General features: G+C 66.0%; 10 protein-coding genes. 9 read left to right on the top strand and 1 reads right to left on the bottom strand.

What is annotated here, in order from left to right:
- The first annotated feature begins 10 nt into the window (after positions 1 to 10).
- Positions 11 to 3,685 (top strand): chromosome segregation protein SMC, encoded by a 3,675-nt coding sequence (gene smc, locus CH268_RS07010; RefSeq protein WP_094663046.1) that lies wholly within the window; start codon positions 11 to 13, stop codon positions 3,683 to 3,685.
- A gap of 7 nt (positions 3,686 to 3,692) precedes the next feature.
- Here the strand turns inward: smc and CH268_RS07005 are convergent, their stop codons facing one another.
- Positions 3,693 to 4,325 carry an MSMEG_1061 family FMN-dependent PPOX-type flavoprotein gene (locus tag CH268_RS07005; protein ID WP_094663206.1) on the bottom strand — a complete coding sequence of 211 codons (633 nt, stop codon included), beginning with the start codon at positions 4,323 to 4,325 and terminating at the stop codon, positions 3,693 to 3,695.
- A gap of 97 nt (positions 4,326 to 4,422) precedes the next feature.
- On the opposite strand from CH268_RS07005, the gene ftsY reads away from it, so the two are divergent.
- The 8 genes from ftsY to CH268_RS06965 all read left to right on the top strand — a co-directional run bounded on the left by ftsY (position 4,423) and on the right by CH268_RS06965 (position 15,080).
- Positions 4,423 to 5,799: a signal recognition particle-docking protein FtsY gene (ftsY, locus tag CH268_RS07000; RefSeq protein ID WP_027496679.1), complete on the top strand. Its 1,377-nt coding sequence runs from the start codon at positions 4,423 to 4,425 to the stop codon at positions 5,797 to 5,799.
- A 186-nt stretch (positions 5,800 to 5,985) separates the two neighbouring features.
- Positions 5,986 to 7,290: an ammonium transporter gene (locus CH268_RS06995; protein ID WP_370878683.1), complete on the top strand. Its 1,305-nt coding sequence runs from the start codon at positions 5,986 to 5,988 to the stop codon at positions 7,288 to 7,290.
- A 72-nt stretch (positions 7,291 to 7,362) separates the two neighbouring features.
- Positions 7,363 to 7,701 (top strand): P-II family nitrogen regulator, encoded by a 339-nt coding sequence (locus tag CH268_RS06990; RefSeq protein WP_019664269.1) that lies wholly within the window; start codon positions 7,363 to 7,365, stop codon positions 7,699 to 7,701.
- Positions 7,691 to 10,222, top strand: coding sequence for a [protein-PII] uridylyltransferase (locus tag CH268_RS06985; protein WP_027496681.1), 2,532 nt, complete (start codon positions 7,691 to 7,693; stop codon positions 10,220 to 10,222). The genes CH268_RS06990 and CH268_RS06985 overlap by 11 nt, the downstream gene beginning before the upstream one ends.
- A gap of 202 nt (positions 10,223 to 10,424) precedes the next feature.
- Complete coding sequence (locus tag CH268_RS06980; RefSeq protein ID WP_094663044.1) at positions 10,425 to 11,369, top strand: M23 family metallopeptidase; 945 nt, start codon at positions 10,425 to 10,427, stop codon at positions 11,367 to 11,369.
- Between the two features lie 153 nt (positions 11,370 to 11,522).
- Positions 11,523 to 13,082 carry a signal recognition particle protein gene (gene ffh / locus CH268_RS06975; RefSeq protein ID WP_032366589.1) on the top strand — a complete coding sequence of 520 codons (1,560 nt, stop codon included), beginning with the start codon at positions 11,523 to 11,525 and terminating at the stop codon, positions 13,080 to 13,082.
- Positions 13,083 to 13,093: 11 nt separating this feature from the next.
- Entirely contained in the window at positions 13,094 to 14,212 is a 1,119-nt protein-coding gene (locus tag CH268_RS06970) for an amidohydrolase family protein (protein WP_094663042.1), read from the top strand.
- Positions 14,205 to 15,080, top strand: coding sequence for a CPBP family intramembrane glutamic endopeptidase (locus tag CH268_RS06965; RefSeq protein ID WP_094663040.1), 876 nt, complete (start codon positions 14,205 to 14,207; stop codon positions 15,078 to 15,080). The genes CH268_RS06970 and CH268_RS06965 overlap by 8 nt, the downstream gene beginning before the upstream one ends.
- Positions 15,081 to 15,187: the final 107 nt, after the last annotated feature.

The following is a 15,187-nucleotide window of genomic DNA, read 5'->3' as shown; positions in this document are numbered from 1 at the left end:
TACGGACGCTATGTATCTGAAGAGTCTGACGCTCAAGGGCTTCAAGTCCTTCGCTTCGGCGACGACTCTTCGATTCGAGCCCGGTATCACCTGCGTGGTCGGACCGAACGGCTCCGGTAAGTCGAATGTCGTGGACGCTCTGACCTGGGTGATGGGCGAGCAGGGTGCCAAAGCCCTGCGCGGCGGCAAGATGGAAGACGTCATCTTCGCGGGAACCTCGGGTCGAGCGCCGCTGGGTCGAGCCGAGGTGACGCTGACGATCGACAACTCCGACGGAGCGCTGCCGATCGACTACTCCGAGGTATCGATCACCCGCCGTATGTTTCGCGATGGTGCGGGCGAGTACGAGATCAACGGAAGCTCCTGCCGTTTGATGGACGTCCAGGAGCTGCTGAGCGACTCCGGTATCGGGCGCGAGATGCACGTGATCGTCGGGCAGGGCCGGCTGGCGGCGATTCTCGAATCCCGCCCGGAGGACCGGCGAGCATTCATCGAGGAAGCTGCCGGCGTTCTCAAGCACCGCAAACGCAAGGAAAAGGCGGTCCGCAAACTCGACGCGATGCAGGCCAATCTCGCGCGACTGACCGATCTGACGACCGAACTGCGTCGGCAACTCAAGCCGTTGGGTCGGCAGGCCGAGGTCGCACGTCGAGCGCAGACGGTGCAGGCAGACCTGCGCGACGCTCGCCTCCGGCTGGCGGCAGACGATTTGGTGGCCAGGCGAGAAGAATTCGCCAACCAGACGCAGGACGAGGAAGCGGCTCGCGAGCAGTATGCGATGGTGCAGGACGCCCTCGAGGCGGGGACCGTAGCCCTCGCCGAACACGAGCAAGCCGTCGCTCGCCTGACGCCCAGCGCCGAAGCAGCCGGGCAGACGTGGTTTCGACTTTCCGCGCTGGCCGAACGAGTCAACGCGACTGTTCGCATCGCGCACGAGCGGGCCCGGCACCTCGACTCCGTGCAGAGCGCCGGTCGAGGGCAGGACCCAGACGAGCTGGAGGCACAAGCCGAGCGGGTTGCCGAAGAAGAGATGGAACTCGTCGAAGCCGTGGAGATGGCGCGGGAAACCCTCGAGGCGGCCCGCGAACAGTTGGCCGAACGAGAGTCGGCGGCTGCGGCTGCGGAACGGGCGCACCTGGCGGCCGTGCGTGCGGTGGCCGATCGCAGGGAGGGCTTTGCACGCTTGTCCGGGCGGGTCGATACCTTTCGGACCAAGGTCGAATCTATCGACGCCGAGGTGGCACGCCTGTCGGTGGCCATCGACGAGGCCCGTGAACGGGGCGAGGCGGCCCAGCGCGAGTTCGAGAGCGTGCAGGACCAGATCGGTACCCTCGACGCCAGCGAACTGAGCTTGGACACCCACTACGAGCGCGCAGTGGCTGCGCTACGTCATGCCGATGCGCGTGTCTCGGAATTGCAGGCCGAGGAACGGACCGCGGGTAAGCGGGTGGCGTCCTTCGAAGCGAGGATCGAGGCGCTGACGATGGGCCTCGAACGAAAAGACGGTGCCGGCTGGTTGGTGGAGAACGAACAGGACGGACTGTCGGGACTGCTGGCCGGGCACCTGACGGTCGAGCCGGGATACGAGATCGCGGTCGCAGTCGCGATGGGACCGGCGGCCGACGCTGCCCATGCAGAGTCCTTCGCCGCTGCCCGCGATGCAGTCCTGGCGCTCCGCGCCGCGGACGGTGGTCGCGCTGCCATCGTGCACAGCAGTTCCGTTGCAGTGCAACCACTCTCGCGCCCCGAACTTCCTGATGGCGCGCGGTGGGTGCTCGATCTCATCGACTACCCGGACCGCCTGGCCGGTGCCATGACGGCATTGCTCGACGGCGTGGTTGCCGTCGACTCGCTCGACACCGCGCACCGACTCGTCTCCGGCAACGGCCGACTGCGCGCGGTGACCAAGGACGGCGACGTCGTCGAACCCGGGTGGGTGACCGGAGGATCGGACCGACGGCCCAGCACGCTCGAAGTGCAATCCGCCATCGACACCTCGACCGTCGAGCTGGCTGCGGCCGTGCGCCGGGCCGAGGAACTCGATGCAACGCTCTCCGGTGCACTCGCGGAACAGCGCGACCGACGTGAATCGGCGGAGCAGGCTCTGGCTGCCCTCAACGAATCCGATGCCGCTATGGCAGCTGTGTACGAGCAGCTGGGCAGGCTCGGTCAATTGGCGCGGTCTGCTCATGCCGAATCGGCACGGTTGACGACGCAGCGTGATTCGGCCGAGACGAGTCGCGAGGAAGCGGTCGCTCGGCTGGCCGAGCTCGAAGACAGCCTGCGATCTGCCGAGGACGAACAATCCGGGTTCGTGGGAGACGGTGAGAGCGGCGACGCGGCCACCACGATGGAGCGTGAAATGGCGGCGGCCGCACTCACCGAGGTTCGCGCCGTGGAAGTCGAAGCTCGGCTGAACGTGCGCACCGCGGAGGAGCGTGCGCAGTCGGTCCGGGGACGGGCAGATTCGCTGCGCCGGGCGGCGCGAGCCGAGCGGGAGGCCAGAGCCAGGGCCGAGAGGGAGAGCGCGGCTCGGCGTCATGCTGCCGCGGTCGCTGCCGCAGTGGCGGAGTCGGGTGAAGAGCTCGCGGCTCGTCTCGGGGCGGTCGTCGCTGCTGCCGCACGACGGCGCGACGAGCTCTCGGCCGAACGTACCACGCGCACAGCCGAACTCGACACGGTCAAGGAGCAGGTTCGGGCACTGCAGGGACAGTTGGCCTCGATCACCGACGCGGTGCACCGCGACGAGGTGGCGCGTGCCCAGGCCGCCCTGCGCATCGAGCAACTCGAGACGACCATTCTCGAACAGCACGGGATCGGTCTCGACGACTTGGTAGCGGAATACGGCCCCGACGTCCCGCTGCCTCCGACCGAACTCGAAATGGCCGAGTACGAGGCGGCCAAGGAACGCGGTGAGCAGGTGGTGGCACCCGCCCCGATGCCGTTCGACCGCGCCACTCAGCAGGCGCGTGTCAAACGCGCCGAACGGGATCTGGCCACGCTCGGCAAGGTGAACCCGCTGGCTCTGGAAGAGTTCGCGGCACTGGAAGAGCGATACAACTTTCTGTCCACCCAGCTCGAGGACGTCAAGTCCGCGCGCAAGGACCTGCTCGGGGTCGTCGCCGACGTGGACGACCGCATCCTGCAGGTGTTCACCGAGGCCTGGCTGGACGTCGAGCGTGAATTCACCGGTGTCTTCGCCAAACTGTTCCCCGGTGGCGAGGGACGGCTGATTCTGACCGACCCGTCGGACATGCTCACCACCGGGATCGAAGTGGAAGCACGGCCGCCCGGCAAGAAGGTGAAGCGGCTGTCGCTGCTGTCCGGCGGCGAGAAGTCGCTGACGGCCGTTGCGATGCTCGTGGCGATCTTCCGTGCTCGACCATCGCCGTTCTACGTGATGGACGAGGTCGAAGCAGCGCTGGACGACACCAACCTGCGGCGACTCATCGGATTGTTCGAGCAACTCCGTGAGAAGTCGCAACTGATCGTCATCACGCACCAGAAGCCGACGATGGAAGTGGCCGACGCCCTCTACGGCGTCAGTATGCGCGGCGACGGCATCACCACCGTCATCTCGCAGCGGCTCAATCGCGAGCGTGTCGCCGTCGATGCAGTCGAACCCGCAGTCGAACCCGCCGAACCGGACGTGTCGGTGCCCAGCGACACCGATTCCGCGACGTGAGGTTGCGCTACTTCTCGGGGTAGAGCTGCTCGGCGTAGGCGGGCCCGTAGTACTCGCGAAGTTCTTCCACCGTTTCGGGTGCCTGCGGAATCAACGCTTTCGTCAAGGACGCGACATCGGGAATGGAGTCCGCATCCCACGTGTCCGGCTGCCACAACTTGGACCGCATGAATGCCTTGGCGCAGTGGTGGAACACCTGCTCGATGTCGACGACGAGGCACATGATGGGTCGGTGGCCCTTGACCTGTAGTTCGTCGAAGAACGGTGCGTCGGTCACCAGCGACGCGCGACCGTTCATGCGCAGGGTGTCGCCGCGCCCCGGCACGAAGAAGTTCAGGCCGACGAACGGATTCTCGAGAATGTTGCGGTAGCCGTCCATTCGACGATTACCGGGCCGTTCGGCCAGTGCGATCGTGGCCTCGTCGATGACGTGGACCAGGCTGCCGGGCGGATCACCCTTGGGGGAGACGTCGCACCGCCCGCTCGCGTCCGAGGTTCCCATCAGGCAGAAAGGCGAGGCTGCGAGCCATTGCACGTCGAGTGGATGCAGGGTCCGGCGATCCTTGTTGGCCGCCCGGAAGCTGGGTTCGCCGAACATGGCGGTCAGTTGGTCGGCGTCGCGCACCGTGGTCCACGTCATGGCGACGATGCTATCGACACGACCCGGACGGCGGACAGTCCATTTCGGCGATGCACCACCGATGCGTTCGGTCGTGACCACCTGAGAGGATGGTCACGTGAGTAATCAAGCGTGGATCATCGTCGCGGCGATCGCTGCCGTCCTGCTCGTCGTCCTCGTCGTCGGGTTCGTTCTGTCCCGTCGCCGGAGAGTGTCCCTCAAGTCGGATGAGGCCGCCCGAATCGAGGACGCGGCCACCAAGGACAGATCCGGTGGCTACACCGCCGGCAGCGGTTTCTCGTTCAGTCAGGGCACTGCGACCGCCGAGCCCGTCCCGCCTGCCCCGAAGCCCGTCCCGCCTGCCCCGAAGCCTGTCGAGACCTTCCCGGTCGAGCCGACGCCGGTGCCACCCACCCACACTCGGGACGAGCCGGAGGTCCTCGACCCGGAGGTTCCGGTCGTCGAGCCTCAGGTGCCGGTTGTCGAGCCCGCCGAGCCGGCCGAGCCCACCGCGCCTGCGGTGCCGGAACCCGCTCCGGACGCCGAGGCACCTGCTCCTCGACTGGACACCATCGATCCGACCGAAGGTCGGTTGGACCGTCTTCGTGGACGTCTGGCTCGTTCCCAGTCCGCGGTGGGCAAGTCCCTGCTCGGATTGCTCGGCGGCGGAGACCTGGACGAGGACTCCTGGGAAGAAGTCGAGGACACGCTGCTGATCGCCGACATCGGCTCGGCCACGACGACGGAGATCATGCGCACGCTGCGCGAGCAGATGGCAGCTCGCAGTATTCGTACCGAAGCCGATGCGCGAGCCCTGCTGCGGGAAATTCTGGTGGCGCAACTGCATCCGGAGTTCGATCGTTCGATTCGCGCGCTTCCGCACGACGGCGCGCCTGCGGTGTTGTTGGTCGTCGGAGTCAACGGCACCGGCAAGACCACGACCACCGGCAAGCTCGCCCGTGTCCTGGTCGCGGACGGCCGGCGAGTGCTCCTCGGTGCGGCCGACACGTTCCGCGCTGCTGCCGCGGATCAGCTGCAGACCTGGGCCGAGCGAGTCGGTGCCGAAGTGGTGCGCGGTAAGGAAGCCGCCGACCCGGCCGCCGTTGCCTTCGACGCGGTGAGCAAGGGAATCGAGAACGGAGTCGACGTGGTGCTGGTCGACACCGCAGGTCGCCTGCACACGAAGTCCGGTCTGATGGACGAGCTGAGCAAGGTCAAACGCGTCATCGAGAAGCGGGCCCACGTCGACGACGTGCTGCTCGTTCTGGATGCGACGGTCGGCCAGAACGGACTGACTCAGGCGCGCGTCTTCGCCGAGATCGTGGACATCACCGGTGTCGTGCTGACCAAGCTCGACGGAACCGCGAAGGGCGGCATCGTTTTTCAGGTACAGCGGGAACTCGGGGTACCCGTCAAGCTCGTCGGTCTCGGCGAGGGTGCCGACGATCTGGCTCCGTTCGAGCCAGGGGCGTTCGTCGACGCACTGCTCGGTTGATCGACCTCGCCGGGGCTCCGCGAACCGGGTAAAAAGCACAAACGCCAGCACGAAACCTTTTAGCAACAGAATTCGGTCATGCGTTCACATGCCCGAAACACCCGAGTGTCACGGATGAAACTTCGTGAAACCACTCTTCTTGCGTAACGGCGCGCCAACCGGTGTGCAGGAGAATGGAGGGTGTACGTGAGTCCCGAGGATATGTTGGCCAACTCCGGCAACGCCGCGTGGATGCTGATGGCAGCATCGCTGGTACTGCTGATGACGCCGGGCTTGGCGTTCTTCTACGGCGGTATGTCGCAGTCGAAGTCCGTGTTGAACATGATGATGATGTCGTTCGGAGCTATGGCCGTCGTCTCGATCATCTACTTCTTGTGGGGATGGTCGATGTCCTACGGCACCCAGGACATCGGCGGTGTCTTCGCCAACCCGTTCGAGTTCTTCGGACTCAAGGATTCGATCACCGACGCGGACGGCAACTACATCGCCGGCGCATGGGGTTACGCCAACGTCATCGACGTAGCGTTCCAGGTCACGTTCGCCATCATCACGGTCGCCCTGATCAGCGGCTCGATCGCCGGTCGAGTCAAGTACGGCACCTGGCTCGCCTTCGCAGGAATCTGGGTCACCCTCGCGTACTTCCCGCTGGCACACATGGTCTGGGGCGGTGGACTGCTGTCGGGCTCCGAGAAGGGCTTGGCCGCAAAGATTTTCGGAACGATGGTCAACGACGACGGTGACACCGTCGCCAACGTCGCACCGATCGACTTCGCCGGTGGAACCGTCGTGCACATCAACGCCGGTATCGCAGGCCTGATCCTGGCGATCATCATCGGCAAGCGAGCCGGATTCGGCAAGGTCGCCTACCGTCCGCACAACCTCCCGTTCGTCATGCTCGGCGCAGCGCTGCTGTGGTTCGGCTGGTTCGGATTCAACGCCGGTTCGGCATTCGCCGCCGACGGCATCGCAGGCGTGGCCTGGGTCAACACCACCGCGGCCACCGCAGCGGCCATCGCAGGCTGGCTCATCACCGAGCGCATCCGCGACGGACACGCAACCAGCCTCGGTGCCGCATCGGGCATTGTCGCAGGTCTGGTCGCCATCACCCCGGCCGCCGGTGCGCTCACCCCGGTCGGAGCCATGATCCTCGGCGTCATCGCCGGCGTGCTGTCGGCTCTCGCCGTCGGACTGAAGTTCAAGTTCGGCTACGACGACTCGCTCGACGTCGTCGGCGTCCACCTGGTCGCAGGCCTGTGGGGCACCATCGGAATCGGCTTCCTCGGATCCGAGACCGGCCTGTTCTACGGTGGTGACTACAAGCAGCTCGTCGTGCAGATCGTCATCGCGTTGTTCGCATTGGTCTTCACCGCAATCGTGACCGCGGTCATCGCCTTCGCTCTGAAGCCGCTGGGCTGGCGCGTGACGGACGAGGAAGAGGCGAACGGCATCGACGAGGCCGAGCACGCCGAGACTGCATATGATTTCGCCTGACAAGGTAGAGATAGAGATGAACGCTGCACCGTACGACAACGGGCACTCGAGGTCTTGTGAAGGGAAGCAAAAATGAAGCTGATCACGGCAATCGTCAAACCGTTCACCCTGGAGGACGTCAAGACGGGGCTGGAACAGGCCGGCGTGCTCGGAATGACCGTCAGTGAGGTTCAGGGCTACGGCCGCCAGAAGGGCCACACCGAGGTCTACCGAGGTGCGGAGTACTCGGTCGATTTCGTTCCTAAGGTGCGTGTCGAGGTAGTCGTCGACGACGCCGCAGTGGAGAAGGTCGTCGAGGTCATCGTCGAAGCAGCCCGCACCGGCAAGATCGGTGACGGCAAAGTGTGGGTTTCCCCGGTGGATTCGGTCATCCGAGTCCGTACCGGAGAACGTGGCGCCGATGCGCTCTGACCCCACAGGGTCTCGGTCCGGGGGCCCCGGTTCTGGCGCACGCGCGCCAGAACCGGGGCCTTCGGTCTCTACGGGCTCCGCATCGAAGGGCACGAGCGATGCAGCTGCGGATCTCGCTCGGGCCAGAAAGCAACTGCTCGACGGCGGCACCCGCAACCGCCGCCTCGATGCGCCCTCGCTCAGGCAGGCGCTCGTCGATCTTCACGAGTTCTGGCTGACCACCAAGGGCGCAGAACTGGGCGTGAAGCCGGATTCCGGTTTCGCGATAGTCGCAGTAGGAGGTCTGGCGCGTCGCGAACTGCTGCCGTACTCCGACCTGGACTTGATTCTGTTGCACGACGATCTCGACCCCCGCATCGTGGCCGACGTCGCCGACAAGCTCTGGTATCCGTTGTGGGACGCCCACATCAAGCTCGATCACAGTGTGCGTACGGTGCCGCAGGCCCTGCAGGTTGCCGCGGCGGACATGACCGCAGCACTCGGCATGCTCGAAGCACGCCACATCGCCGGTGACGTGGAATTGAGCAACCTGTTGATCGGTGGCATACGTCGGCAGTGGCGCACCGGAATTCGCGGTCGCTTCGACGAGCTGATCGGCCAGACTCAGGGGCGCTGGGCACGAAGCGGCGAGATCGCACACCGTGCCGAACCCGACCTCAAGAGCGGCCGCGGCGGGCTGCGCGACGTGCAACTGCTCGACGCCCTCTCGATTGCTCAATTGACCGATGGCATGCCCGGGTTGGGACCCGAATCACCGGGCGGTGGTTTGGCATTCGCGCACGGGCGACTTCTCGACGTGCGAACCGAACTGCACCGGGTGGCCGGTCGTGCCCGAGATCAGCTGCGTGCGCAGGACGCCGACGAGATCGGTGCTGCGCTTCGCATCGGCGATCGGTTCGATCTCGCTCGTGTGCTCAGCGATTCGGCACGCACCATCAGCTACTCGGTCGATGTGGGTTTGCGTACCGCCGGCAATTCGCTTCCACGACGCGGTCTTTCGCGTCTGCGTCGCGTACCCGTTCGCCGTCCGCTGGACGAGGGAGTCGTCGAGCACGCGGGTGAGGTGGTGCTGGCACGCGATGCACGACCGAACAAGGATCCGGGTCTGATCATGCGGGTTGCGGCAGCGTCGGCTCAGACCGGCATGCCGATGTCTGCCTCCACGCTCAACCGTCTGTCCGACAGCGCCCCCGAACTCCGTGAGCCGTGGCCCAAGGAAGCACTCAACGATCTGTTGGTGCTGCTGGGATCCGGCCGCAAGGCCATCGCGGCCATCGAGGCGCTCGATCGAACCGGATTGTGGGGCAGGCTGATTCCGGAATGGGGTGCGGTTCGAGATCTGCCGCCTCGAGATGCGGTGCACACCTGGACGGTGGATCGACACCTGGTAGAAACTGCCGCGTACGCAAGTGCATTGACCACACGCGTCGCTCGTCCCGATCTGCTGGTGCTCGGCGCGCTCGTCCACGACATCGGAAAGGGACGCGGCGGCGACCACAGCGTCGTCGGTGCCGATCTCGCCGTTCAGATCGGTAACCGGCTCGGCTTGTGGCCCTCCGACGTGGCCCTGCTGACGGCAATGGTCCGCTATCACCTTTTGCTGCCGGAGACTGCCACCCGGCGCGATCTGGACGACCCGGCAACCGTGCAGACCGTCGTGGATGCGCTCGGTGCGGACACCGTTCTGCTGGAGCTTCTGCATGCACTCGCCGAGGCGGACTCTCTCGCGACCGGACCCGGGGTGTGGGGGGACTGGAAGGCGTCGCTGATCCGTGAACTCGTTCGTCGTTGTCGGCTGGTGATGGCGGGAGAGACTCTGCCGTCGCCGGATCCGCTCGACCCGGCGCACATCGAGTTGGCCTCGCGCGGGGGAGTGCACGTCGACATCACGCCCACCGACGGTCTGCACACCTTCGTCGTGACCGTGGTTGCACCCGACACTCCAGGACTGCTGTCCGACGCGGCCGGAGTGCTGGCACTGCATTCCTTGCGGGTGCTGTCGGCCTCGCTCGGCAGTCACGACGGTTCGGCGATCAACTCGTTCGATGTCGCACCCTTGTTCGGTGCTCCGCCGCAGGCGGGGTTGATCCGGCAGGAGATCATCCGTGCGCAGGCGGGCGAGCTCGACCTCGTCGCCGTGCTCGACGCGAAGGAACGAGACGCCCGCGTCGAGACCTCGGACGAGGACGGCGAGGATTCGGCTGTGCCGGTCCTGTACGCCCAGGCTCCGCCTCGGGTGCTGTGGTTCGACGACAACGAACCGGGTCAGGTCGTGCTCGAACTGCGAGCCGAGGACCGCCTCGGCCTGCTGTGTCGGTTGGCGAGCGCAATCGAGCAGCAGGGATTCGATATTCGCTGGGCGCGGGTATCGACGCTGGGTAGTTCTGTGGTCGATTCCTTCTGCATCGACTTGGCCGGTGCGGACAGTCGGGCTGTGCGCGAGGATCTCGAACGCGCGCTCCTCGCCGTCGTGCCATCGCCGGAACCGCCCAAACCCCCGGAAAAGCCCGAGGGCACTTGACCGTTGGTCGGAAGTTCGTCGGAAACCGACATGCCGTGGTGACATTTCACGAACTTCCGGCCGATGGGTTTACCCCCGAGACCGATTTGTTATGTTCGTCACCTGACGCAGCAGGCCCTTCGGGCCGAACTGCCGGCTCCGCTGCTCGAACGTCTCGTCGTTCCTGCAGGCTCCAATTCTGACATTTCGAGAGGCGCGCACTGTGGGATCACACCGACGGTCGAACATCTACGTACCGGCCGAGACGGCATCGGGTACGCCCGGTGGCAAGCATCGCGCCGCGGAGGAAGTTCAGGACACCGGCAGGCGTGCGGCCACCATCGTCGCCGCAACCGGTGCCATCGTCGTCGGCGCGACCACCATGGGCGCGGGCACCGCAGGCGCGGCACCCGTCCCGGAACCGCCCGCGGCCGGATTCCCCTTCGCCGTCCCGGAGGGTGTGCTGCCTGCCGGATTCGAGCTGCCCCAGTTCGTGCCACCGCAGTTCGAGTTGCCGCAGTTCGCGCCGCCTTTCGGTGCGCCGCCGCAGGCCGCACCGGACCTTGCTCCGGCCCCACAGACCGATCCTTCGGCAGTCCCGTCGGACGCCGCGACACAGGCACCGACTCCGGGACCGCTCGCCGCTCTCGGCCCCGAGGTGGACGCCGCGGCCCAGCAGTGGCTCGACGACGTAGGACTCGGTGGAACGGGTTCCGGGCCGGCGTCGCCGCTCGAGAGTTTGCGTTCGTTGAAGAAGGCGACGGTCCAGCCCGTCGCCGGAGTGTTGACGTCGAACTTCGGTTCGCGGTGGGGCACTCAGCACAGCGGACTGGACATCGCCGCCCCGATCGGCACGCCCATCTACGCTGCAGCCGACGGCACGGTGTCCGATGCGGGACCGGCGTCAGGTTTCGGACTCTGGGTCAAGGTTCTGCACGACGACGGCACCGAGACCATCTACGGTCACGTCAACGACTTCTCGGTGCAGCCCGGTCAGCGGGTCACAGCCGGAGAACAGATCGCAACTGTGGGCAATCGCGGTCAGTCGACCGGCCCGCACCTGCATTTCGAGGTGCACGATCCCGCCGGCGTCAAAGTCGATCCCGCACAGTGGCTCTCCACCCGCGGCGTCGCTGTGACGTGGAGCGATTCGGCAAGCAAGGCCTGACCGGTCGCACCGCACCGAACGGACTCACTGCCCGACGCCCTGAGCGAGGATAAGGTGGGCTGGCGTTAGTCTGGTGACAACGCCGGACTCGGTCTGGTGACAGTGCCGGACTCGGCTCGTTTTCGGTGATCGGCTAGCTCAGGAGTGCAATCGGTGTTCGAATCCCTTTCCGACAGGTTGACCGGGACTCTCAAGGACCTGCGTGGCAAAGGTCGACTGTCCGGTGCGGATATCGACGCCACAGCCCGCGAGATCCGACTGGCCCTGCTCGAGGCGGACGTGGCGTTGCCCGTCGTGCGGGAGTTCATCAACCGCATCAAGGTCCGCGCCAAGGGTGCCGAAGTATCGGGCGCACTCAACCCGGCTCAGCAGGTCGTCAAGATCGTCAACGAGGAACTGGTCGGCATCCTCGGCGGCGAAACACGCAGACTGGTGTTCGCCAAGAACCCGCCCACCGTCATCATGCTGGCCGGCCTGCAGGGTTCCGGTAAGACGACCTTGGCGGGCAAGCTCGCCAAGTGGCTCAAGGGTCAGGGTCACACCCCGCTTCTCGTCGCCTGTGACCTGCAACGTCCCGGTGCCGTCAGCCAGCTCCAGATCGTTGGCGAACGGGCAGGCGCGGCAGTCTTCGCCCCGCACCCGGGCACGTCCATCGGCGGTGGCGAGAACGCGCTCGGCGTGTCGGCCGCGGACCCGGTCGAGGTGGCCCGCGCCGGAGTGGCCGAGGCTCGCAGCAAGCAGTACGACGTGGTCATCGTCGACACCGCAGGCCGTCTCGGTATCGACACCGAGCTGATGAGCCAGGCCGCCGGGATTCGCGACGCGGTCGAGCCGGACGAAACCTTGTTCGTTCTCGACGCCATGGTCGGCCAGGACGCCGTCAGTACCGCCGAGGCGTTCCGCGACGGAGTCGGCTTCACCGGTGTCGTGCTGACCAAGCTCGACGGCGATGCCCGCGGCGGCGCAGCACTGAGCGTGCGCGAGGTGACCGGGCAGCCCATCATGTTCGCGTCGACCGGCGAGAAGCTCGAAGATTTCGACGTCTTCCACCCCGACCGCATGGCCAGTCGCATCCTCGGCATGGGCGACGTGCTCAGCCTCATCGAGCAGGCCGAGCAGCACTTCGACGCCGAGCAGGCCGAGGCCACCGCCAACAAGATCGGCTCCGGCCAGCTCACGCTCGACGACTTCCTCGAGCAGATGATGGCCGTTCGCAAGATGGGGCCCATCGGAAATCTGTTGGGGATGTTGCCCGGCGCGGGCCAGATGAAAGAACTGGCCAATGTCGACGAGAAGCAACTCGACCGGGTGCAGGCGATTATTCGCGGCATGACGCCGCAGGAGCGCACCGATCCGAAGATCATCAATGCCTCTCGACGGCTGCGGATCGCGAACGGCTCGGGCGTGAAGGTCTCCGACGTCAACCAATTGGTCGATCGGTTCTTCGAGGCACGCAAGATGATGTCGGCGATGGCCGGTCGGATGGGCATGCCGGGTGCGCGAAAGCAGGTGCGCAACAACAAGAAGGGCAAGAAAGGCAAGAAGGGTGCTCGCGGGCCCACACAGCCGAAGATCCGCGGCGGGTTCCCCGGAATGCCTGGTGGAATGCCTGCCGGAATGCCCGACCTGTCGTCGATGCCCAAGGGCCTCGATCAATTGCCGCCGGGACTCGAGGGAATCGATCTCTCGCAGCTGAAGCTGCCGAAGAAGTAAGCGGGCCTGCGGTGTCGGCATTGCGGGTGCGGGGACGCGGGCTGCCGAACGAGTCCCCGATCGACCTGTGGATCGACGGCGGCGTCCTGTCCACGGAGCCCATCGCCGATGCCGACTTCATCCACGACGGCGGGTGGATACTGCCCGGGCTCGTCGACGCGCACTGTCATGTCGGCATCGAGTACGGCGGAGGACACACCGACCTGGCCGGGTCGATCGCGCAGGCCGAGACCGAACGAGGCGTCGGGGCTCTGCTGCTGCGTGACGCGGGATCTCCGGTCGACACGCGGGCGTTGGACGACCACGACGATCTGCCACGCATCATCAGGGCGGGGCGGCACATCGCCTCCCCGAAGCGATACATCCCTGGCCTGGCGATCGACATCGAGGACGAATCACAACTTCCCGATGCGGTCGCGCAACAAGCGCGATTCGGTGACGGGTGGGTCAAGCTCGTCGGTGACTGGATCGACCGCTCGGTGGGAGACCTCCGACCCCTCTGGAACGACGCGATCCTCGTCGACGCCATTGCCGCGGCCCATGCGGAAGGGGCACGCGTCACCGCGCACGTCTTCGGGGAAGACGCGCTCCCCGGACTGATCGCGGCAGGCATCGACTGCATCGAACACGGCACCGGCCTGACCGACGAGACCATCGAGATGATGGTCCAGCACGGGACAGCGTTGGTGCCGACGTTGATCAACATCGAGACCTTTCCCGGCATCGCGGACTCGGCCACCCGCTACCCGGTCTACGCCCGGCATATGCGCGCGTTGCATGCGCGAGTCGGCGATACCGTCGGCCGTGCCCACGACGCAGGTATCCCGATCTTCGCCGGAACCGACGCCGGCGGATCCATCGCGCACGGCCGGATCGCCGACGAGGTGGACGCTCTGGGACGCGTCGGATTGTCACCGACCGATGCGCTCGGTGCTGCTTGCTGGGACGCCCGGTCGTGGCTGGGGCGAGGCGGGCTCGAGCACGGTGCGCCCGCCGATCTCGTCGTGTACTCCGACGACCCGCGCGGGGGAGCGGACGTGTTGTCCAACCCCGAGCTGGTGATTCTGCGCGGCCGCGTGACCGATCGTCGCGGACGCGCCGCGAGTGGATCGGGATACGGCGATGGTTGATCCGCGGCAAGGCCCGGACCGATTCGATGCCGACCAGTTCGGCCGCACACCAGGAGGCGCGGGGGAATTCGACGTGAACCGGCCCAGCTGGGCGGGAATGGCACCGATGAATCACGTGCAACAGCAGGGCTCGGGACTGTCCGAGACATACTGGCGTGCCGAAGCAGCGGCTGCGGAGCGCAGACCCGGCCAACGGTGGGGACTGCCGGCGGCCGCCCTCGTGCTCGGCCTCAATCTTGCCGGGTTCCTGCTCCTCGGCCTGGTCGTGTCCTCGGAGTCCTCGCCGCTGTTCGTCGTGGGGATCATGATCCCGAGCCTGCTCGCCGCAGGACTGGCGGTGGCGGTCACGATGTCGAGGGGCAACGGCCCCGTCGTCGACTTCGGGCTCCCGAGATCCGTTCACGAACTCGTCGGTCATATCCGATCCGGTCTGGCCTGGGGTGGAGTCGCCCTCGTCGGTGGAGTGCTGCTCGCACTCGTGCTGCTCTCGCGTATCGATTTTCAGGATCAGGCACCGCTGGGCGGTATGGCAGACATCGCCATGGGGTGGAAAGTCGTTTTCGCGGTGTGGATTTGGATCGGCGCACCGATCTGCGAAGAAACGATGTTCCGCGGCATGTTGTGGGGAGCTCTCGAAAAACGCACTCGACCCATGCCGATGGCGTGGCTGGGCAACCGCTGGGTGGTACTGGTGATCACGGCGGTGATGTTCGCGATCTGGCACCGAGAATGGTGGCGCTTCGTCGTCCTGCTGTGGGGAGGACTCGCCATCGGCATCGCGAGAATGAGAAGCGGCTCGATCGTCGCGTCGACCACGGCCCACTCCGTCAACAACACCTTTCCGGCTTTGGTGATTCTGCTGGCCTGACCGGGCGATTGAGGGTATCGGGTGGTCGTCTGGCAGAATGGACCGCTGTTCGCCCGTCTCCGGTTACGTACCGCGCGGCGGTCACGACAACTCCAACGCAAAACCGG

It is taken from the genome of Rhodococcus sp. 06-1460-1B (genome assembly GCF_002258475.1).
Taxonomy (GTDB): Bacteria; Actinomycetota; Actinomycetes; order Mycobacteriales; family Mycobacteriaceae; genus Rhodococcoides; species Rhodococcoides fascians.
The sequence above is the reverse complement of the archived record's forward strand: the minus strand, read 5'-3'. Positions and strand labels throughout refer to the sequence as shown.

What these genes read in the sequence shown, in the direction of transcription:
- CH268_RS06985 (WP_027496681.1), top strand. Translation starts at nt 7,691, where the DNA reads ATGCGCTCTGACCCCACAGGGTCTCGGTCCGGGGGCCCCGGTTCTGGC.
- CH268_RS07005 (WP_094663206.1), bottom strand. Translation starts at nt 4,325, where the DNA reads ATGACGTGGACCACGGTGCGCGACGCCGACCAACTGACCGCCATGTTC.
- CH268_RS06990 (WP_019664269.1), top strand. Translation starts at nt 7,363, where the DNA reads ATGAAGCTGATCACGGCAATCGTCAAACCGTTCACCCTGGAGGACGTC.
- CH268_RS06965 (WP_094663040.1), top strand. Translation starts at nt 14,205, where the DNA reads ATGGTTGATCCGCGGCAAGGCCCGGACCGATTCGATGCCGACCAGTTC.
- smc (WP_094663046.1), top strand. Translation starts at nt 11, where the DNA reads ATGTATCTGAAGAGTCTGACGCTCAAGGGCTTCAAGTCCTTCGCTTCG.